The 20275-nt window shown below is 63.0% G+C and carries 13 protein-coding genes and 1 pseudogene; 9 read left to right on the top strand and 5 right to left on the bottom strand.

What is annotated here, in order from left to right:
• The 4 genes from tssC (at window position 1) to tssA (ending at window position 5837) form a co-directional block, all read left to right on the top strand.
• Window positions 1-1494: a type VI secretion system contractile sheath large subunit gene (gene tssC / locus H3H37_RS20705; protein ID WP_182166052.1), complete on the top strand. Its 1494-nt coding sequence runs from the start codon at window positions 1-3 to the stop codon at window positions 1492-1494.
• A gap of 32 nt (window positions 1495-1526) precedes the next feature.
• A complete protein-coding gene (locus H3H37_RS20700) occupies window positions 1527-2018 on the top strand; it encodes an Hcp family type VI secretion system effector (RefSeq protein WP_182166050.1) in 492 nt (163 codons plus the stop codon).
• Window positions 2019-2112: 94 nt separating this feature from the next.
• Window positions 2113-4755: a type VI secretion system ATPase TssH gene (gene tssH / locus H3H37_RS20695; RefSeq protein ID WP_182166048.1), complete on the top strand. Its 2643-nt coding sequence runs from the start codon at window positions 2113-2115 to the stop codon at window positions 4753-4755.
• A 14-nt stretch (window positions 4756-4769) separates the two neighbouring features.
• Complete coding sequence (gene tssA / locus H3H37_RS20690; RefSeq protein WP_182166046.1) at window positions 4770-5837, top strand: type VI secretion system protein TssA; 1068 nt, start codon at window positions 4770-4772, stop codon at window positions 5835-5837.
• A gap of 40 nt (window positions 5838-5877) precedes the next feature.
• Here the strand turns inward: tssA and H3H37_RS25935 are convergent, their stop codons facing one another.
• On the bottom strand, window positions 5878-6546 hold the full coding sequence (locus tag H3H37_RS25935) for a PEP-CTERM sorting domain-containing protein (protein WP_229218938.1): 669 nt from the start codon (window positions 6544-6546) through the stop codon (window positions 5878-5880).
• A 238-nt stretch (window positions 6547-6784) separates the two neighbouring features.
• Between H3H37_RS25935 and H3H37_RS20680 the strand changes: the two genes are divergently transcribed.
• On the top strand, window positions 6785-7441 hold the full coding sequence (locus H3H37_RS20680; protein ID WP_182166044.1) for a tRNA-uridine aminocarboxypropyltransferase: 657 nt from the start codon (window positions 6785-6787) through the stop codon (window positions 7439-7441).
• A gap of 61 nt (window positions 7442-7502) precedes the next feature.
• On the opposite strand, the gene H3H37_RS20675 is transcribed toward H3H37_RS20680, so the two are convergent.
• The 4 genes from H3H37_RS20675 to H3H37_RS20660 form a co-directional block, all read right to left on the bottom strand.
• Entirely contained in the window at window positions 7503-10469 is a 2967-nt protein-coding gene (locus H3H37_RS20675; protein WP_182166042.1) for an Hsp70 family protein, read from the bottom strand.
• Window positions 10470-10471: 2 nt separating this feature from the next.
• Window positions 10472-12325, bottom strand: coding sequence for an Hsp70 family protein (locus H3H37_RS20670; protein ID WP_182166040.1), 1854 nt, complete (start codon window positions 12323-12325; stop codon window positions 10472-10474).
• The gene (locus H3H37_RS20665; protein ID WP_182166038.1) at window positions 12322-12894 is read right to left on the bottom strand and encodes a DUF2760 domain-containing protein; all 573 of its coding nucleotides are present in this window, start codon (window positions 12892-12894) and stop codon (window positions 12322-12324) included. Before H3H37_RS20665 ends, H3H37_RS20670 begins: the two co-directional genes overlap by 4 nt.
• Window positions 12895-13180: 286 nt before the next feature.
• Window positions 13181-14230 (bottom strand): NAD(P)-dependent alcohol dehydrogenase, encoded by a 1050-nt coding sequence (locus H3H37_RS20660; RefSeq protein ID WP_182166036.1) that lies wholly within the window; start codon window positions 14228-14230, stop codon window positions 13181-13183.
• Between the two features lie 265 nt (window positions 14231-14495).
• Here H3H37_RS20660 and H3H37_RS20655 point away from each other — a divergent pair.
• From H3H37_RS20655 to gmtX, 4 genes and pseudogenes are all read left to right on the top strand, one after another.
• A pseudogene (locus H3H37_RS20655) lies at window positions 14496-14762 on the top strand (PA0069 family radical SAM protein); the annotation flags it as partial.
• A gap of 244 nt (window positions 14763-15006) precedes the next feature.
• Complete coding sequence (gmtY, locus tag H3H37_RS20650) at window positions 15007-16431, top strand: gamma-mobile-trio recombinase GmtY (RefSeq protein WP_311197566.1); 1425 nt, start codon at window positions 15007-15009, stop codon at window positions 16429-16431.
• Complete coding sequence (gene gmtZ, locus H3H37_RS20645) at window positions 16431-19577, top strand: gamma-mobile-trio integrase GmtZ (protein WP_182166032.1); 3147 nt, start codon at window positions 16431-16433, stop codon at window positions 19575-19577. Before gmtY ends, gmtZ begins: the two co-directional genes overlap by 1 nt.
• Window positions 19564-20247: a gamma-mobile-trio protein GmtX gene (gene gmtX / locus H3H37_RS20640; protein ID WP_182166030.1), complete on the top strand. Its 684-nt coding sequence runs from the start codon at window positions 19564-19566 to the stop codon at window positions 20245-20247. The genes gmtZ and gmtX overlap by 14 nt, the downstream gene beginning before the upstream one ends.
• Window positions 20248-20275: the final 28 nt, after the last annotated feature.

Genomic DNA, 20275 nt, shown 5'->3' with positions numbered 1-20275 from the left:
ATGTCCGCCCAACTGCAAGCGGCGCAAGCCGTCGCCACCGATGCCGCGCTTGATGCCGAAAATTTGCTGGACCAGATCGTCGAGCGCAGCAAGGTCGCCAAGTCCAGCACCGAGCATGCGCGCGCCAAGGACATCATCTCTGAACTGGTTAACCAGGTGCTAAAGGGGACGGTGGTGGTGTCGAACAACCTGTCGGCCACGCTCGACGCGCGCGTGGCCGAGTTGGACCGGCTGATCTCCAGCCAGCTCAGCACCATCATGCACGCGCCCGCATTCCAGAAACTGGAGCAGAGCTGGACCGGCTTGCATTACCTGGTGAAGAACTCTGCCACCGGCCAGGGCCTGAAGATCCGCATGCTCAACGCCACCAAGCGCGAGCTGGTGAAGGACTTCCAGACCGCGCTGGAATTCGACCAGAGCACCATGTTCAAGAAGGTCTACGAGGAGGAATTCGGTACCTTCGGCGGCGCGCCGTATGCGGCCCTGCTGGGCGACTTCGAGATCTCGCGCCAGCCCGAGGATATGTATTTCGTCGAGCAGATGTCGCACGTGGCGGCGGCCGCCCATGCGCCCTTCATCGCCTCGGCCGCGCCCGAGCTGTTCGGGCTGGAAGGCTACGCCGACCTGGGCAAGCCGCGCGACCTGGCCAAGGTGTTCGACACGGTGGAATACGCGAAGTGGAAGGCGTTCCGCGAGTCGGAGGATGCCCGCTACGTGGGCCTGACGCTGCCGCGCTTCCTGGGCCGCCTGCCGTTCAACCCGGTGGACGGCACCACCGTGGAAGGCTTTAACTTCGTCGAGGAGGTGGACGGCACCGACCACCACAAATACCTGTGGTGTAACGCGGCCTACGCGTTCGGCGCCAAGCTGACCAAGGCTTTCGATGACTACGGCTGGTGCGCCGCCATCCGTGGCGTGGAGGGCGGCGGCCTGGTGGACGACCTGCCCACCCACACCTTCAAGACGGACGAGGGCGAGGTGGCCCTCAAGTGCCCGACCGAGGTGGCCATCACGGACCGGCGCGAGAAGGAGCTGAGCGACCTCGGTTTCATCTCGCTCGTGCACTGCAAGAACACGGCCTACGCCGCCTTCTTCGGCGCCCAGTCCACGCAGAAGGCGCGCAAGTACAACTCGGAGGCGGCCAACGCCAACGCCGTGCTGTCTTCGCAGCTGCAGTACATCTTCGCCGTCTCGCGCATCGCGCACTATATGAAGGCCATGATGCGCGACAAGATCGGCAGCTTCAACGCGGCCGCGAACGTGGAGGACTTCCTCAACCGCTGGCTGATGAAGTACGTGCTGCTGGACGATAACGCCAGCCAGGAGCAGAAGGCCCAGTTCCCGCTGCGCGAAGCCTCGGTGCAGGTGCACGAGGTGGCGGGGCGGCCCGGCGTGTACCGCGCCGTGTCGTTCCTGCGGCCGCACTTCCAGCTCGATGAACTGTCCGTTTCCCTCCGACTGGTCGCGGAGCTGCCGCAGTCGACCAACTACTGACACTTTTCCCACCGACGAAAGAGGAGCGCACAATGGCAATCGACGTCTACCTGTACATTGAAGGCATCAAGGGCGAGTCGGCCGACGACCGCCACAAGGATTGGATCGAATGCAAATCGGTCAACTGGGGCGTGGAGCAGCCCAAGTCGGCCACGGCCTCCACGGGCGGCGGCCACACGGCTGAGCGCTGCGAACACCGCGACATCATCATCAGCAAGCTGGCCGACCTGTCCTCGCCCATCCTGCTGCAGACCTGCGCGGCCGGCAAGACCATCCCCAAAGCCAAGTTCGAATTCATGCGCGCCGATGCCCAGGGCGAGCGGGTCAAGTACTTCGAGATCGAAATCGACAATGTGCTGATCGGCCAGGTCACGCCGTCGGTGGAGGAGGGCGACATCCTGGCCGAGCAGGTGGGCTTCAAGTTCTCCAAGGTGCGCTGGAAATACACCCAGCAACGCATCAGCGGCGGCGCCGGCGGCAATACCTCCGGCGGCTGGGACTTGTCCAGCAACCGCGTGGTCTGATACGTCACGCCCGCAGCCCAAAAGGGTCGGACCCCAGGGTCTGACCCTTGTTCATCCTGGTCCCCCTTAATCCTCACGTGCGCGGAGCGACAGCATGGGCATCAACCTGAAAACGCTGATCGGAAAACTGAACGACACCACCCGCCAGGCCGCCACCCGCGCCGCCGCCATCTGCGTCGGCCTGGGGCAGTATGAAGTGGACGTGGAACACCTGTTCCTCGCCTTGCTGGAACAGGAACGCAGCGACGTCGCCGTCATCGCGCGCCGCTGCGACATCAGCCTGACGGGGCTGGATGCGGATCTGCGGCGCGAAGTGGCGGGCTTCCGCAACGGCAGCAGCCGCACGCCCGTGTTCTCGCCGCACCTGTCGGTGCTGTTCGAGCATGGCTGGTTGATCGCCTCGCTGGCGGCGGACCAACCGCATGCGATCCGCAGCGGCCACCTGCTGTTGGCATTGTTGACGGAGCCTGAGTTGGCCCAGCTGGCCGCGCGCGCCTCGCGCCAGTTCGCCCGCTTCCCGCTAGACAGCCTGAAGCACCAGCTGGAAAAATATACGGACGGCTCGCAGGAAGCGCTGGCCGCGCCATCGGCCCCGGTGGAGGAAGCGGGCGCCGATCCGGTGGCCCAGGTGGCCGCCCGCACGCCGGCGCTGGACCAGTACACCAGCAACCTCACCCAACTGGCGCGCGACGGCAAGGTCGATCCCGTGATCGGGCGCGACATGGAAATCCGCCAGTTGATCGACATCCTGATGCGGCGCCGCCAGAACAATCCCATCCTGACCGGCGAGGCGGGCGTGGGCAAGACGGCCGTGGTGGAAGGGCTGGCGCTGCGCATCGCCGCCGGCGATGTGCCGCACACCTTGCAGGGCGTGGCTATCCACACGCTGGACATGGGCCTGTTGCAGGCCGGCGCCAGCGTCAAGGGCGAGTTCGAGAACCGCCTGAAGAACGTGATCGACGAAGTCAAGAAAAGCCCGCACGCCATCATTCTGTTCATCGATGAGGCCCACACCATGATAGGCGCGGGCGGCCAGGCGGGCCAGAACGACGCGGCCAACCTGCTCAAGCCGGCCCTGGCGCGGGGCGAGCTGCGCACCATCGCCGCCACCACTTGGGGCGAGTACAAGAAGTATTTCGAAAAGGATGCGGCGCTGGCGCGGCGCTTCCAGGTGGTCAAGGTCGAGGAACCGTCCGAGGACATTGCCTGCGCCATGCTGCGCGCCATGGTGCCGCTGATGGAGGGCCATTTCGGCATCCGCATCCGCGACGACGCCGTGACGGAGGCTGTGCGCCTGTCGCACCGTTACATCAGCGGGCGGCAGTTGCCGGACAAGGCGGTGGGCGTGCTGGATACCGCTTGCGCCCGCGTGGCGCTGGGCCAGCATGCGGTGCCGGTGGCCGTGGAGGAAGTGGCGCGCGCGCAGGAGCGCAGCGGCGCCGAGATCGCGGCGCTGGAGCGCGATGGTGCGGATGGCGGGGGCGCGGTCAGTGCGGACGGCCGGGCCGGCGGAGGTGGTGCGTCAGCGCGCCTACAGCAACTGCGCGCGGCCCACGCGGCCCGGCACGAGGAGCACGCGCGCCTGCGCGCGCGCTGGGAGCGAGAACAGGCGCTGCGCGCCGAGATCATGCGGCTGGAAGGCGAGGGCGACGCGGCTGGCGCCCGCGCGGCCCGCGACAAGCTGGCCTCGCCGCAGGATGGCGCGGCCATGGTCCCGCTGGAAGTGGATGGCGGCGTGGTGGCGGGCGTGGTCGCCGGCTGGACCGGCATCCCGCTCGGCAAGATGGTCAAGGATGAAATCCACACCGTGCTGCGCCTGCGCGAAGCGCTGTGCGAACGCATCATCGGCCAGGATCACGCGCTGGCCGCCGTGGCCCAGCGCGTGCGCACGGCGCGCGCCAACCTGGACGACCCGAACAAACCCAAGGGCGTGTTCCTGTTCGTGGGCCCGTCCGGCATCGGCAAGACGGAGACGGCGCTGGCGCTGGCCGACCTGCTGTACGGGGGAGAACGCAAGCTGGTCACTATCAACATGAGCGAATACCAGGAGGCCCACAGCGTCTCCGGCCTGAAAGGCTCGCCGCCGGGCTACGTGGGCTATGGCGAGGGCGGGGTACTGACCGAGGCCGTGCGCCGCAACCCGTACAGCGTGGTGCTGCTGGACGAAATCGAGAAGGCCCACCCGGACGTGACGGAGTTGTTCTTCCAGGTGTTCGACAAGGGCGTGATGGACGATGCGGAAGGGCGCGAGATCGACTTCCGCAACACCATCATCATCGCCACTTCTAACGTCGGTTCGGCCGCCATGATGCAGGCCTGCTTGAACAAGCCTGCGGAGCAGCAGCCCGCGCCGGCGGAACTGGAAGAACTGTTGCGGCCCCAGTTGATGCGTCACTTCAAACCGGCCTTCCTGGGGCGCCTGAAGATCGTGCCGTTCTATCCGCTGGGCGACGCCGCGCTGGCCAGCATCATCGGCCTCAAGCTGGCGCGCATCGGCCAGCGTGTGCACGAGAACCACCAGGCCGAATTCAGTTACGAGCCGTCGCTGGTGGAAGCGGTGCTGGCGCGCTGCACCGAGGTCGATTCGGGCGCGCGCAGCGTGGACCATATCCTCAATGGCACGCTGCTGCCCGAAATTGCGGAAGCCGTGCTGGCCCGCATGGCCGAAGGCACTGCCATCGCCCGGATCAAGGCCGGCGCGGGCCGCAATGGCCAGTTCAAATACACCATCAAATAGTCCGGAGGCTCGCCATGTTCAGCATCGCGCAACTGCTTCTTCCCATCAGCGCCGCGCAAACCTGCGGCGAAGACCTGTCCTTCAGCAGCGAGCTCGATGACATCGCCAAGGCCCGCACCTACGACGATCCCACGCTGGACCAGGGCGAATGGGTGGTGGCGCTGAAGGAAGCGGATTGGGGTTTCGTCGGCAGCCGCTGCGCGCGGTTGATCGAATCGAAGAGCAAGGACTTGCGGCTGGCAGTCTGGCTGGCCGAGGCCCACGCCAAGACGCGCGGCCTGCGTGGCCTGGGCGACGGTTTCGCCGTGCTGGCCGGCCTGTGCGAGCACTACTGGGACGGGCTGTACCCGCTGGCGGATGATGGCCAGTTCGAGCAGCGCGTGGGCAACCTGGGCTGGCTGCTGGGGCGCACGCCGCAACTGGTGCGCGAGATGGCGGTGACCGAAGAAATGGGCTACACCTGGGCTGACTTCGATGCGGCGCGCCAGCGCGCGGCGGGCAGCGGCGGTACGGACAATCAGGCATGGGGCAGCGCGCCAGATGCCGCCCTCGCGCTGGCCGATTTGGATGCGCAACGGCGCCGCAACAGCGCGGACTATAACGAGGTCCTGCTGGCGGACGCGCAATACTGCCTGGCCATGCTGGCCGACCTGGAAAAGGCAGTCGATGCGCGCCTCGGTGTGGACGGCCCGGCCTTCGCCGCCGCGCGCGAGGCGCTGCAAGGCCTGATCCATTTTGTCGCCCCACTGGCCGGCGGCGCAGCATCCGCAGCATCGGGCGAGGCGGCCGGTGACGTGGATGGCGCGCGCTGCGACGGCATGAGCCAGGCAACGGCGTACGGCCCCTTGCAGGCCGGAGAGGCGCTGCGCAACCGCACCCAGGCGCTAGCCCAGTTGCGGCTGGTGGCCGATTTCTTCCGTCGCACGGAGCCGCATAGCCCGGTGGCTTACCTGGCCGAGAAGGCGGCCAGCTGGGGCGAGCAGCCGCTGCACCTGTGGCTGCGCGCCGTGGTCAAGGACCCGGCCACGCTGGCCAGCCTGGAGGACTTGCTGGGCGCCACGCCATCCACTGCAGGCGTTTAGGCCCGCCAGTCACGCCGTCTGTTGCCAGCGTTCGGGTCACTTAGCCGCGCCGCCGCGCGGCAGCCATTCCCACCCCGGCCAGGCCAAGCAGCAGCATGGCGTAGGTGGAGGGCTCCGGCACGGCCGGGGCGAAGGTGGCATAGCCGGTCGTGATGTGGCCCTGGCCCGGATCTGTCAGGTCGTACAGGGCCGTCTTGGCATAGCTGGTAGCCGAGGTGTCAAGGAACATGAAGTACGATTCCGACCCCGGGGTCAGGTAAGGATCGCCTTGGGTATGGCCGAAGATGTAGTTGACGTAGCCCACGTAGGGCGCGCCGAAACGGTAGGCCGCATCGGGCGCCACGTTGCCCAGCCCGTCACTGCGCCAGTTCGCCTTGTATTCCGGCGCAACGAAGTTCCCCAATCGGAAAGACCCGATGTCGCCCGCCGAGCTGCGGTCGCTGATCACGCGCCAGTAGAAGTCCAGGGTGCCGTCGACGCTGGAGCGCACCACGCGCGATTGCACCGTGCCCGACACGATGCCGCTGCCATTGTTGAACGAGAACGCTTGCACCTGGTCTTCCAGCACCACGCCGGCCAGCTGCGGTTCGGCCGCCACCGTGGTGCCGGGCAGGGCGGCATAGCTATTGATCGGCAGCGTGACGGCCATGGCGGACTGCGTGGCGGCCAGCACGGCGGCCATGGCGAGCAGGCGGGGTAGGGGTTTCATTGAATCACCTCCGGTTGAGCGTTGACGGTATGTGCGGTGAAAGCGAAGACGGTGCCGTTTGGCCCACCCAGTATAAGCAGGCGATTTTATGATTGCTATTGCATGTTTTGTATTTTGAGAACTATTTTTCACATTGTTTCATTTTTGCCATTCCGTCGGATCAACACATGTTGAGTGGCGTATCGTGTTGTTGCCGCATCGTCAGCCCTGCGATGGCAGTTCGGTACAATGGCGGCCTATGACTTCCCCTCTGCATCCCGCCGCCGACGGCGGCCACCGCCGCGCCATGTGCGTCGCCTGCCTGCGCGCGCAATCGGCCTGTATCTGCCGCTGGGTGGCGCAGTGCGACAACGCGGTCGATCTGCTGATCCTGCAACACCCGATGGAGGTGGTGAATGCCAAAGGCAGCGCGCGGCTGCTGCATCTGAGCCTGGCGCGCAGCCGGCTGGAAGTGGGGGAGATGTTCGCGCCGGAGACGCTGGCGCAGTGGCTGACGGCCGATGGCCGCCGGCCCGTGCTGCTGTATCCTGAAACGGTGGAAGCCGGCGGTCCGGTGATGGCGCCGGGTGCGCCGTTCGACGCCGCGTGGTGCGCGCAGCCGGAACGCCTGAGGCTCGTGGTGCTGGATGGGACGTGGCGCAAGAGCCGCAAGATGTTGTACCTGAATCCCGCCCTGCAAAGCTTGCCGCGCCTGCCGCTGCGCGATACGCCGCCATCGCATTACCTGATCCGCAAGGCGCATTTGCCCGATCAGCTATCGACGCTGGAGGCGACCTGCTACGCGCTGCAACAGTTGGAAGGCAGGCCCGTCGCGTTCGAACCGCTGATTACCGCTTTCGATGGTTTCGTCGGGCAGCAGCAGGGATATGCGCAGGGAGCGCGCGGGCCGCGATAATGAGCGGGCCGCAGTGGCCGCAGTGGCTACCGTGGCCGCACTGGCGGCGCCGGTGGCAGAATCAGGCGATCAGTTTCAATCCCGGCGGCAGCGCGTCCCCAAGCAGGCGTTTTTCATCCGCCTGATCCAGTTGCACCACCTCGCGCACCATGGCGCTCCAGTTGGCGGGCGCGCCCACGGCCGACAGGCGGCGCAGGATCTCGGCCCGCAAGGCCTCGTCCACGTCGCGCGAACGGTCGCCAGTCATGCGCGCCAGATGGGCGGCCGCGTAGCCGGCCGGCTCCACCTTTTTCCAGTCCAGCGCCAGGATCGTGGCCAGCCACTGTTCGACGGTGGCTGTGGCCACCACGTCGTGCGCGCTGCCATGGAAGGGCTGGCGCGCCCCCACGCGGCTCAGGCCCCACAGGTAGCGGGCCTGCGTCGCTTCGGCCTTCGCAGTTGTATCGGCCTTGGCGCTGCTGGAGCGCGCGGCCGCACCGCCCTTGGCCGCCGCCGTGCGCTGCAGCGCCGTCGTGGCTTGGTCCAGTTGCATCAGCATCCAGGCACCGATTTCCGCCTTGTAGTTGCCGGGGATGCGTTCCAGCGAAGCGCCCAGGCGCAGCATGTCGTCGTCGCTACCGTCCACCAGCGTGTGCGGGCGGCGGCCCCGTTCCTGCGCGTCTGCCTGCACGTTGAAGGCGAAATCGTCGAGGATGCGCAACTGGGCCGTGGCATCGAGGCCGCCGGATACGCGGCGCCACATGGTCCACCATTCGGCGCATACCTGGCTGTCCTTGTGATGCTGGGCGCCCGTTTCGAACAGGGCCCACAATTGCTCGATGCGCCATTCATCGAGCGTGTAGCCGAAGCCGGGACGCAGGCAGTAGCCGCACAGGTTGAGCCACACGCGTTCATGGTCGGCCGAGCGGCGCCGGCCCTTGGCGCGGGCCAGCAGCGCGTCGAACAACTGGCGCAGCAGCGGCGTGGCCCACTTTTCGCGGCCGCCCAGCACCTGTTCGAGTTGGGTGCGCAACCGGCGCACTTCCTTCAATTCGACCTGCTGCGCGCGGGCGCCGAAAATACGGTCTATTTTTTCGATGGCCGCGCTCAGGCCGGGATGGCTGGCCGGTTGCGCATCGGGTGTCTCGCTGGCCTCCGCGTTCGGCGCGCTCGCTTCGCGCAACTGGAATTCCAGCAGCCAGCGTTGTGGTTGCCCCGCCTGCGGTTGCGGGCTGTCCGCATCGGTGATGGCCACGCAGTGCACTTCCAGCGTGCCTACTTCGCTCAGCGAGGTGGCCAGTTGCACGGGGATTTCCTTGCGCGCGGCGCTGCCGCTGTCGCGCAGCACGGTCGCCATCGCTGGCAGGCGCACGTAGTCGCCTTGTGCGCTTTGGTTGATGTCCACCATCTCGCCGGCCAGCGGCGCAGCGCCGGATTGCGCGGTCGATGAGGCCAGGTGAAAGCGCACCGGGCGCCCCAGCCGCAGCGCGAACGTGCGTCCGGACAGCAGCACTTCACTGCCTTCGGCCGCGCCGCGCGGCAGGATGCAGATGGCGCGGCATGGCTTGTCGGCGCGCTGCTCCTCATCGAGCACGAGGAAGTAGCTGCGCGGCGAACCGCCCGTGATGGCGGGCGCCGCGCCGCGTCGCGCCAGCGCGTAAGCCACGCCGCCACGGGCCACGGCCACGTCGGGATTGTCGTTGTGGAGTACGCGCAGCGGCTGGCCGCGCCATTGCGCCAGCGTGGCTTGCAGGCGGCGCGCGAGCGCATCGGCGCGGAACACGCCGCCGTTGAGCAGCAGCGTGTCGGGAATCGGGACGGCCGCATCGTCGGCCAGGCCCAGCGCGGCGCGGGCGGCGCCCGCATGCTGCTGCAGGAAGCTGGCCAGGTGGCGCGTGATGGCCGGATCGCTCGCATAAGGCAGACCGAATTCGACGATGGCGGCCCGGCCGCGCCGCGCGCCTTCGTCCGCCGCGCCCATGGGGAAGAAGCCATCGACCACCAGCCGCTCCACTTCCTCGCGCGTGAATTCCACGGAGCGGGTGCCGCCGATCAGGCGCGAACCTGCGCCCAGCAGCGTGACGGTGGCGCGCTCCGGTGCGTCGGCCGCTAGCAGTTGTTCCTTGGCGGCGCGGCAGCGTTCCGTCAGTTGCGCCAGGCGGCCGGCTGACAGGCGGCTTGCACCGCCACCTTCGCCGGCCGCGCCGGCGGCCATGCGGCTCTCGGCCAGATGGGCCAGCGCCAGGTCCATGTTGTCGCCGCCGAGGATCAGGTGGTTGCCCACGCCGATGCGGCTCAGTTGGGGGCGCAATTCCTGCACGCCGTCAGCGAGTTCCACCTTGATCAGGCTGAAGTCCGTGGTGCCACCGCCCACGTCGCAGACGAGCACCAGCCGCGTGTCGGCCAGTTCCTCGGCCAGTGTGGCGCGGTGGCGGAACAGCCAGTCGTAGAAGGCCGCCTGCGGTTCCTCCAGCAGGCGCAGGGCGGGCAGGCCGGCCATCCGCGCCGCTTCCAGCGTCAGCGCGCGCGCGCCTTCGTCGAACGAGGCGGGGATGGTCAGCACCAGCTGTTGCTGTTCCAGCGGTTGTTGCGGGAAGCGTGTATTCCACGCCGCGCGCAAATGGGCCAGATAGCTGGCGCTGGCCGCCACCGGCGATACGCGCGGCACGCCTTCCTCGGCGCCCCACGGCAGGATGGGCGCCATGCGGTCCACGCCGGGATGGGACAGCCAGCTCTTGGCGCTGGCCACCAGCCGGCCCGGCACCTGCGCGCCCAGCACGCGGGCCAGCCGGCCCGTGACCACTTGCGCCAGTCCGGCCACGTCGTCCTGCCGCCACGGCAGTTGCAGTTGGCCGTCGGCCAGTTCCCCCTCGGCCGGGTGGTAGCGCAGCGATGGCAGCAGCGTGGCCGGCGCCACCTCGCCCGGCGCCACCAGCTGCTCGATGTCGAACAGCCGGATCTGCGCCGTCTCCGGCGTGGCGCCCAGCTCGGAATAGGCCAGCACCGTGTTGGTGGTGCCCAGGTCGATGCTGACGAGGTAGTGCGCCATTGTCAGACAGCGGCTCCCGCACGCACGTCGAACTCCACCTTCCACCGTTGGCCGTCGTTGGCCACGGCCAGCAGTTCCAGCGTGCCCGATTCGGTGGCCAGCGCGTGCAGCTTGACCTGCACCACGTCGCCCGCCTGCCGGCCTTCCGGCGACAGCGTGGCCGCGATCTCGTTCAGCTCTTGCAGCTCGTCGGGATGCCAGCTGTCGAGCAGGTCGCCGATCTGGTCCTGGCGCCGCACGGACGAGCCGAAGAAGCGGAACTGCACCGGCTCACCTACCACCAGCCCGAATTCCTGCGCCGGCAGTTCCATCTCCGCGCCTTCCTCCATGCCGAACGGCGCCACGCACAATGCCTGGATCGGCGGTTCCATGCCGGGGATGGCCGGCATGGCCGATTCGATCGCCACGTAGTAGGAACGGGCCGTGCCGCCACGGATGCGCACGCCGCTGCCGCGCCGCACGTAGCTGTAATAGGCGGCGCCGCGCGCCACGGCCAGGTCGAGGTCGGCCCCGCCCAGCATGCGGGCCGGCTCCGCGCCCTCCAGGTACAGCCAGTCGTTGAGGGTGGCCATCACGCGCTGGGCCAGCAGCTCGGACTTGAACACGCCGCCGTTGAACAGCACGGCCGTTGGATGCAGGAAGGTGGCGTCGGCGTTCTGGCGGCCGGCATAACCTTCCAGTTCGGCCGTCGCGCCCAGCTGGCGCGCCAGGAAGGCGGCCAGGTGGCGGGTGATGCCGGCGTCCTGCGCATACGGCAGGCCAAGCTGGGTCAGGCCGGCGCGGGTGCGCACGGCCGGCCGGGCCGACGCTTCCACGGACGGGAAGAAGCCGTCCAGGATGAAGGTGCTCACTTCCTCGCGCGTCAGCTCGGTGCGGATCGAACCGCCGATCAGTTTCGAACCACGGCTGGGAACGACGATGGGCCAGGTGGCCGCGTCGGCGTCGGCCAGCAAGGCTTCCTTGGCGGCACGGCAGCCGTAGGTGAGGGCGCGCATCTGCCAGGCGTCGAGCGTGGTGCCGTTGGCGGACAGCTTGCGCGCCACCAGGTGGGCCAGCGCCAAGTCCATGTTGTCGCCGCCCAGCAGGATGTGGTCGCCCACGGCCACGCGGTGCGGTTCCAGCACGCCGTCCCGTTCCAGCACGGCGATCAGCGAGAAGTCGCTGGTGCCGCCGCCCACGTCCACCACCAGGATCACGTCGCCCGGTTTGACTTCCTTGCGCCAGCGGCCGGCGCTGCCCTGGATCCAGCTGTACAGGGCGGCCTGCGGTTCTTCCAGCAGGGTGAGCGCGTCGTAGCCGGCGGCGCGGGCCGCGTCGGCCGTCAGTTCGCGCGCGCCCGGATCGAACGAGGCGGGGATGGTGACGGTGACGGCCTGCTGCGCGAACGGCGCATCGGGATGGGCCGCGTCCCACGCCGCGCGCAGGTGCGACAGGTAGCGGGTGGAGGCGTCCAGCGGCGACACGCGCGCCACTTCCTCGGGTGCGTCGTTGGGCAGGATGGGGCCACGGCGGTCCACGCCGGGGTGGCACAGCCAGCTCTTGGCGCTGGACACGAGACGGATCGGCGTGGTGGCGCCACGGCTGCGCGCCATCTCGCCGACAACGGCGGTCTGCTCGGCGGCGCTTTGGCCCCAGGGCAGGCTCAGGTCACCGGGCGCCAGTTCGTCCGCGTGCGGCAGATACAGGAACGAGGGCAGCAGCGGCAGTTCTTCCACCGTGCCGGGCGCCGTCAACTGGGGCACGGCCAGCACGCCGTGGCTGGTCTGCTCGCCATCGCTGGCGGCCAGGTCCACGTAGGACAGGGCGCTGTGGGTGGTGCCCAGGTCGATGCCGATGGCGTAGCGCGGTTCGCTCATAATTCCACCTCCGCCGGGGCCAGCACGCTGGCGTCGTGCGCTTCGGCCAGCTTCGGCAGCAGCACGTTGGTGGCGCGCCAGCCGCGGTGGCTCAGCGTGCCGCGGAACGGCGCCTTGCCGACCACGTTGCCGGTCAGGCGCACGGCGCTGGCGTCGAAGCCTTCTTCCAGCACCACGCGGCTGCCTTCGGCCTCCTCGCGCACCGGTTCGATGTGGAAGTGCTCGCGCAGCACCTTGCCGCAGCCTTCATGCACGACGCGGGCGGCGGCGCCGATGTCGGCGTCGGCATAGGCGCTCAGGTTTTCCTGGGTGAAGTCGATCAGGCGCGCTTCGCGTTGCAGCAGGCTCAGCAGTTGCAGGGCGGCGTCGGGCGTGGCCACGCGCAGTGGCGCGGGGGCGGGCGCCGGGGCAGGCGCAGCGACGGGGGCGGGCGGATAGCTGGCAGCGTCGTTCATGCGCTGCAGGCGGTTGGCGTAATCCGGGTCCGACAGCGTGTTGACGAAGGCGCTGAAGGCCAGCGGCAGCCGGCTCCAGAACGAGGACGGTTTGGTCGATACGGGTTGGCTCATGGGGTGCTCGCGTAAGGTGAACATCAGGGCGCCGCCACGCACCGGGCGGCATCCTGATCAGTTGTTGGGTGGGGCTGGGGCGCTACAGGCCCGCCGGCGCGGCAATCGGCGCGCGCGGCGTGGGGATGACATCTCCCCAAGTTTGTTAGCATGATACCAGCTTGCGCGCGCTAACTGCAGGGGTGGGGATCAAATGGGGGCGGCGATGGCCGCGCCCGGTGGGTGGAGTACTGTGGAAGCATACAGTATCCCTTGCCGGCAAGGGATACTGATGGCAGGGATGGGATCAGGCCGCCAGGCTGGCGTTGTCGATCACGAAGCGATACTTGACGTCGCCCTTGAGCATGCGCTCGTAGGCCGCGTTGATCTCGTCGGCGCGGATCAGTTCGATGTCGGCGACGATGTTGTGCCGGGCGCAGAAGTCCAGCATTTCCTGGGTTTCAGGAATGCCGCCTATCATCGAGCCGGCCAGCGTGCGGCGCTGCATGATCAGATTGAATACCTGGGGCGACGGGTGCGGCGTGGCAGGCGCGCCCACCAGCGTCATCGTGCCGTCGCGCTTGAGCAGCACCAGGAAGGCGTCCAGGTCGTGCGGCGCCGCCACCGTGTTGAGGATGAAGTCGAAGCTCCGGGCGTGGGCCGCCATTTCCTCCGCGTTGCGCGACACCACCACGTCGTCGGCGCCCAGCGCCTTGGCGACCTCGCGCTTCGATGCCGAGGTGGTGAAGGCGACCACATGCGCGCCCATCGCGTGGGCCAGCTTGATGCCCATGTGGCCCAGGCCGCCGATACCGACCACGCCCACTTTCTTGCCCGGACCGGCATGCCAGTGGCGCAGCGGCGAGTAGGTGGTGATGCCGGCGCACAGCAGCGGCGCCACGGCGGCCAGCTGGTGCTCGGGATGGCTGATGTGCAGCACGTAGCGCTCATGCACCACGATCTGCTCCGAATAGCCGCCCATGGTCCAGCCTGGCTGGTCGGCGGTGGGGCCGTTGTAGGTGCCGACCATGCTTGTGCAGTAGTTTTCCAGGCCGTCGTCGCAATCGTCGCAATGCTGGCAACTGTCGACGATGCAACCGACGCCGACCAGGTCGCCGACCTTGTGGCGGCTCACGTGGGCGCCGACGGCCGTGACGCGGCCGACGATTTCATGGCCGGGCACGCAGGGGTATTGCGTGCCGGCCCATTCGCTGCGGACCGTGTGAAGGTCTGAGTGGCAGACGCCGCAGAAGGCGATGCTGATCTGCACGTCGTGGGCACCCGGCGCGCGGCGGGTGATGTCCATCGATACCAGGGGTTGGTCGCCCGCGTGGGCGCCATAAGCTTTGACCGTCATGGAGTGTGTTCCTTTCGTGTTCTTGTTCAATCGTGTTCACTGCCGATGCCGGGCATGATAGCGATAAACAGGGCCCCGGAACGGGGCGGAAATTGCTTGGGCTTATGAGGCTGGCTCATGAATGATCATGTTGGTTCATTACCGGGTTTGCTGAATATGCCGGGGCGACAGCGGGGAGCCCCGCATTATTTTCACGGCCGCGCTTGATATGAACGCGGCCAGCACCTAGAATACTGTGTCAATATACAGTACTTTCAGGTGTGCCATGTCCGATGCGGAAGAACAGTTCGAGCAAACCATGCTGCCGCCCCGGCCTCTGCAGGCGACCAAGGGGCGCGGCGCCGTCAGCAACCTGCAAGGGCGTTTCGAGCGCAACGCGCGCGAGGCGTTCGACGATGGCTGGGAGCAGGAAGAGCAGGAAAGCCAGGCGGGCGGCTGGAAGACGCAGGTCACCCCGGAGCAGGCCCGCAGCATCCTGAGCCGCAACGCCTCGCCCGACGTGCCCTTCAGCGTTTCGCTTAACCCCTACCGGGTTATTACCCCCTTCTAGCCATCCATACTTCTCGCCTAAGATGCCTTTTTGTGGTTAAAACGATTGGCATGAGTGTACAAACGGGAAAGTAGTCCTTCCATATTACCCTTTCGTTGACATACAATGCGTGCCGAATTATGTACCGTAAGGTCATCGAGTTGCTCATTGATGAAATTGTTCGGTTCTACCTAGGTGGTTGGGTTATCGCATTCTGAGATTGCACCTAGGTGCTGAGGCAGTCGCGGTGGCAAAAACCGTAGTCTGTTTTTGTCTTTCAGGGGCATTCGTTGTGGCTTTTGTTGTCGTTAGAGGGCAAGTCGTTAGTGACAACACTGGCGCCTCAGTGGAATTGCCAATAATTCTCTCGAAGGATGGGCCAATCCTACCTTTGATCGATTACTGCCTTACAGTCCGGCGCAGCCTTGCATGGCGTTTAAAGCTCGTCAGAGCCGTGAAGCTGTTTCTTGAATATCTGGAAGTGAATGCCGTTGAAGGCGAAAAAGATTGGCGCTTATTTCGCAACTTTGCGAATGCCCTTAATCTTGGCACAGCTGATACTTTGACCGGCATCGATCCCGGTGGGCTTTACTGGAAGCGGATGAGGCCTGAGGATAGTAATTACATCATCACCTTACTCTCGGATTTTTTTGAATGGTTGGGCAAGGGTGATAATCCGCGCGCACTCAAATTTAATCCGCAATACGCTGGCAATCAATATGATCAGAAGATTGATCAGCAAGCATATTTATACCGCCGTAATAGTGCGTTCCTAGGGCACACTTGGTCCGGAATGCCATCTCGTCCTGGGCGAGTTGTCCGTCGAGAACGTGAGTCTAAAGTCCCAATGGCGCAACCGCCGGCATTCCCAGAAGACCGCATTGAAGAGCTGCTTTTTAAGGGCTTTAAGGTTGCCGGTAGTTATAACTGGCGTGATATGGCCATCACTTGTTTACTACTAGGCGGGGGCCTACGGGTAAGTGAGCCGTTTCATCTTTACGTATCCGACGTTCAACCCCATTGGGATGATCCAGCGGTGGCGTTTGTCGCGATTCATCACCCATCAGATGGGTTTGCCCCAAATGATTGGAGGGGCTCTAACGGAAAACGCGGAACCAGGTCCGAATATCTAGCCGCTGAGTTTGGTTTGCGACCTCGGCACATCACTGGTGGTAAGCAGCACGCGGGTTGGAAGAATCCGGCTTTGGATGACCGATGGTTCATGCAAGTCCACTGGTTCCCTAAAGAAAAATATGGGACTTTATTCCTCGACATTTGGAAGCGTTACCTCGAACAGCTGGTGCGTATTGAGCGATCTCATCCGTTTGCATGGGTGAATTTGAGCAGAGGAGATCCGGGGGGCATCTACACAATTTCTTCATATTGCAAGCATCTTCAACGGGCGGTCGAACGGATTGGTCTCGAATATGGGAAGCGATATGGAACAACCGCGCATGGTCCTCGCCACGCGTTCGGACGACGCGCTCGCCAGGGTGGCGTAGGAGAAGTCATCCTGCAGCATGCAATGCATCATTGCTCGCCGGAGAGCCAGAAGGTATACACACAGCCTGAACTGAGTGAGGTGACCTCTGCACTCGAACGTGCGGCTCAAAAGATAAGCACAAACCTTACTCCCTTGTGTCCTTGGGGTGATCTCACAGAAGTAGTTTGATGGCAAATTATACCAATCATAAAAATAATAAACCTTTGTCGCTTGAGCTTAGGGCAGAGATCGAAGCTAGCTTTCAAGCAGGCGTTCAGAAGACTCAGATCGCAAAGAATTTGGGGATTTCGCATTCGGTTGTCCGTAAATATACGCAACCCCTGCCATTCGGCGTTCCGGAGGCTGTAAAGGATGAAGCACTTCGGCTAATTAAGGAGGGACATACGAACTCTTCCATTGCTCGTGCTTTAGGTATCAGCAGAACCTATGTGGCAAAGCTGATGCCAAATCCTACGAAGAGGCCTGTGCCGCTATCGGTCGAAATTAAGCTTGAGCTTGTGCAAAGGGCCGAGTCTGGAGAGACCGTTAACGCCATTGCTCGAGATCTTGGCATCGATGCAGGCAACGCCATGAAGATCGTTAAGAAACACCGCGCCAAGCTGAAAGGGGTCGAAGAGCCAATCCCTCCGAGCGCTAAACGATATACTGAAGAGCAGCGTCTAACTATGGCGCAGATGCACAGCCAAGGCGTACCGCTGCAGGAAATCTGCGGCCTATTTGGTGCTACGGATACTGTCATTAGAAAGGCATACCAAAAAGCGCTTGATGCGGGAACGGTCGAGCCTCGTTTCGCCTTGTCGATGGAGGATGATCGTCAACTGCTGAAGATTAAGCGTGATTTTCCTGAGCTGGAAGAATGGCGCGTCTATGCTGTCCAATGGTACGAACTCGTCGAGAGCAATTTTGCGGTCGTATGCACGACCATCAATCGGTTCCTGCGGTTTTTGATGCAACACCGGATTTCTCCACGCCCTGCTGATTTTTTCTTACGACAAAACAGCAAACTTATTCCGAATTTTTTCGAGGCCAGCTGTCCCAAGTCGGACCATGGTGCTGCGATGAATAACGCGTTAGCGGACTTTTTAGACTGGGTGTTGATTCAGCCTGAATTTGCTGACGAGGATGAGGAACTGGGCGTAACAACTCTTCCAATGTTTCGCAATCCGATAGCCCGCGTGCGACGTAGTGACCATAGACCGCAGCGCGGGTCTGAATCCAACAAGCAGGTCATGCCCTATTGGATGATCCACGATTTGCGGCGCCGCATTGCACAAGGGCGCGACTTTCGCGACTGGACATGGGTGCAAGGGATCAGTGGAAAGATCACCGCCAGTGGCGACAAAGAATCTCGTACCTGGTTTCAGGTAGACGAAAGTCAAATCGACAAAGCGGACCCTGACTGCGTTTGGCGGGTACGGCAGAGGCTCGACAAAGGACCAGTACTAGAAATGTGGAGTCCCGTTCGGTGGGTGGCGTGTTTGATTAAACTCCAAACGACTGCTCGCATGGGACAGATACGGATGACTGACAGCGGTGAGGGAGATACTTTCAAAGTGGTTGATGGCGCCGAGGTTAGCAACGATTCGCCAATCGCTGTTGGCTCACGCAGAAAGCCAAGGAGGCAAGGTGCTATCAGGCTTTCTAACGAGGGAACTGTCGTTCTATACTTCAATACAAACAAGACTGCGGATATAGGTCGTTCTTGGGATAAAAAAGGACAGGAGTGTGCGTGGCCTCACCTACCGGATTATCAAGATGATCCTTATTACTGGATTGAGAAACTACGCGCCTGGCAGGAGAAATATAATCCACCAACGCGCTTATTACCTTGGAAAGATGTACCTTCAGCACGGAGGCTGAAAGGAAAATCAGACGCAGTATGTTCTACCTATCCCGACGTGGTTTTTCTGTTTCGAACACCGGAAACAAAGTCAGCAACTCAGTTCCCTGTTGCTGCAGGTGCTGTCGATAAAGCGTGGCAACTTCTGATCGCAGGATACGAAAAAATTCTCTGCAACGAAGGTAAACGCAATCCCGACGGAAGTGCAATTGAGCTTGTTCGTGATGGTCGTGCGGAAACTACTATTCACGGGCTGCGGGTCAGTTTGATTACCCACCTCATTTTAGATGGGGAAATGGCCCCCGAACTTATGATGAAAATCGTCGGCCACGCACGCATTCTTATGACGCTCTACTACACTAAACCGGGTCTGCAGCGCATCGAAGACGCTCTTGCCGACGCTGCGAAAAAGGTCGATGCCACTAAGGATGCAGCTCTCATTCGAGATTTAAAATCTTCGTCTGCTGAGAGGATGCGCAAGCACGTCATCTTCAATGCAAAGGAAATGATAGATGTTATTCCGCTTAACCCTGAAGATAGAAACCCACTCGGTTGGCTACCGATGCACGATGGGCTTTGCCTCGCAGGTGGCAATGCCGGGCCTGTGGACGGCGATCCACGCTTCCCGGGTTGCCATAACGGAGCGTTGGAACTCATTCCTGGCCAAGGTCTTCACGGGCCTGCGCCCGGAGGCGTTAGAAATTGCTGTCGCTGCCGTTGGAAGTGCGCGGGACGTGCGCACATACCTGGGTTGCAAGCAACCTTCAACAACCGGCAATTCCATCTTTATAAATCAAGCTCCGCCGCGATCGATGCAGAGCGTACGCGCAATGATCTCTTGATAGAAAAAGCGCGCATTGAAGCCGACGGTCATCCGTTCCTTAGGACGAGGGAATTAGCTACTGCGGAGCGTTTGTACGAGGCGGCTATGCAGAAAATGCAGGAGCTGGCGCTCGATGTTTCAGCTGTTCACAGAATGATCGAAAGGATAAAGGCGCTGCCGGATACTGACGAAGGAACTCAAGCGCTCGCTGTACAAGGAGACCTTTTGGCTGTTCAATGCGTTGTGGAGGAGACCGAGTCTGAGTTACTGGTGCTGTCTGAGGTCTGCGCGGGTGTCGAGCTCTATCCAGACCTGGATCCGGGCTCAGCGATTTTTGAGTATGCTCAGTTGTTGGATATGGCATTCGAAAGGGAGGGAAAACCCTTCGTGTTAGCCAAGTTATCAGAGAAAGAGAAACTGTTATCTGCAAATGCAATCATGAGGGAACTCGAGCGCCAAGCCAATCCAGAAAACCGATTGCTAGGGCGTCGCAAGGTAGTAGAGATCATGGATCGGAACCAGAGTCTTCAAACGACACTTGGGATAAATCTGAATGATCTGACCACGCTCGCAAACACAGGTAATCAAACAACGTCAAGCAAAATTGAACCACTTGATCTAACAACGAAAGCCCTGAATGTCGGCTCTTAACAATCACCCAGATGAAGTTTTAAAAAGGCTACTCGATAAATCCCTCCGCGCGGACAAGGCGGAAAAATTGCGAAGGCTTCATAGCTTATGTGAAAAGGAATTCGAGCGGCATAGCAGTGGGGCTCGAGATTTTAGCTTGGCGAACATGTCCAAAGTAGCTGAAAGCGCAGGTTTGTTTCGCGCAAGGACGATCTACAACGCCCAGTCAGTCGACTACGCGAATTTGGTTAAGGCATGGGAAGCCCACAATGGAACCACGAATACGCGCAAGAATAATAAGGTCGTCGAACCTCTTAAGGATAAGTACGATTTCCTTGCCAAGATTGAAGATCAAGCTTTGCGTAGCTTATGCAGAATTGCGTTTTCCGAACGAGATAAGCTCAAAGCAGAACTGAACCTGCTTAAGTCTCAGACGGTGGTGACTGTAGACATGCGTCCGATAGGCATGCATACACGCACAAGCTATGTGACCGCTGACTCCAATGTTAAGGCGATTGAGCTTTCTGATAGTGAGCACAAAGCTTTGAGCGCGGCCATCGATCCAGCGACTTTGGCACGAAAAGGCTGGAGTATCGGTGAGGCTGGCGAAATAATTGATGAACGGCGGCGGTTTGTGTTTAACCCGGGCTTTGCTACTGGCTTAGCTAAACTGCTGTCGAAAATATTATAACTAGATAAGGTTAAAGGCGGGAGCATGG

Origin of the sequence: Rugamonas brunnea, from assembly GCF_014042345.1 — a bacterium.
Taxonomy (GTDB): domain Bacteria; phylum Pseudomonadota; class Gammaproteobacteria; order Burkholderiales; family Burkholderiaceae_D; genus Rugamonas; species Rugamonas brunnea.
Note: the sequence above shows the minus strand (reverse complement) of the source record. Positions and strands in the feature narration are given on the sequence as shown.

Excerpts from the sequence above, each read along its gene's own strand:
- tssC (WP_182166052.1), top strand. The coding sequence starts at position 1 with ATGTCCGCCCAACTGCAAGCGGCGCAAGCCGTCGCCACCGATGCCGCG.
- H3H37_RS20700 (WP_182166050.1), top strand. The coding sequence starts at position 1,527 with ATGGCAATCGACGTCTACCTGTACATTGAAGGCATCAAGGGCGAGTCG.
- tssH (WP_182166048.1), top strand. The coding sequence starts at position 2,113 with ATGGGCATCAACCTGAAAACGCTGATCGGAAAACTGAACGACACCACC.
- tssA (WP_182166046.1), top strand. The coding sequence starts at position 4,770 with ATGTTCAGCATCGCGCAACTGCTTCTTCCCATCAGCGCCGCGCAAACC.
- H3H37_RS25935 (WP_229218938.1), bottom strand. The coding sequence starts at position 6,546 with ATGAAACCCCTACCCCGCCTGCTCGCCATGGCCGCCGTGCTGGCCGCC.
- H3H37_RS20680 (WP_182166044.1), top strand. The coding sequence starts at position 6,785 with ATGACTTCCCCTCTGCATCCCGCCGCCGACGGCGGCCACCGCCGCGCC.
- H3H37_RS20675 (WP_182166042.1), bottom strand. The coding sequence starts at position 10,469 with ATGGCGCACTACCTCGTCAGCATCGACCTGGGCACCACCAACACGGTG.
- H3H37_RS20670 (WP_182166040.1), bottom strand. The coding sequence starts at position 12,325 with ATGAGCGAACCGCGCTACGCCATCGGCATCGACCTGGGCACCACCCAC.
- H3H37_RS20665 (WP_182166038.1), bottom strand. The coding sequence starts at position 12,894 with ATGAGCCAACCCGTATCGACCAAACCGTCCTCGTTCTGGAGCCGGCTG.
- H3H37_RS20660 (WP_182166036.1), bottom strand. The coding sequence starts at position 14,230 with ATGACGGTCAAAGCTTATGGCGCCCACGCGGGCGACCAACCCCTGGTA.
- gmtZ (WP_182166032.1), top strand. The coding sequence starts at position 16,431 with ATGGCAAATTATACCAATCATAAAAATAATAAACCTTTGTCGCTTGAG.
- gmtX (WP_182166030.1), top strand. The coding sequence starts at position 19,564 with ATGTCGGCTCTTAACAATCACCCAGATGAAGTTTTAAAAAGGCTACTC.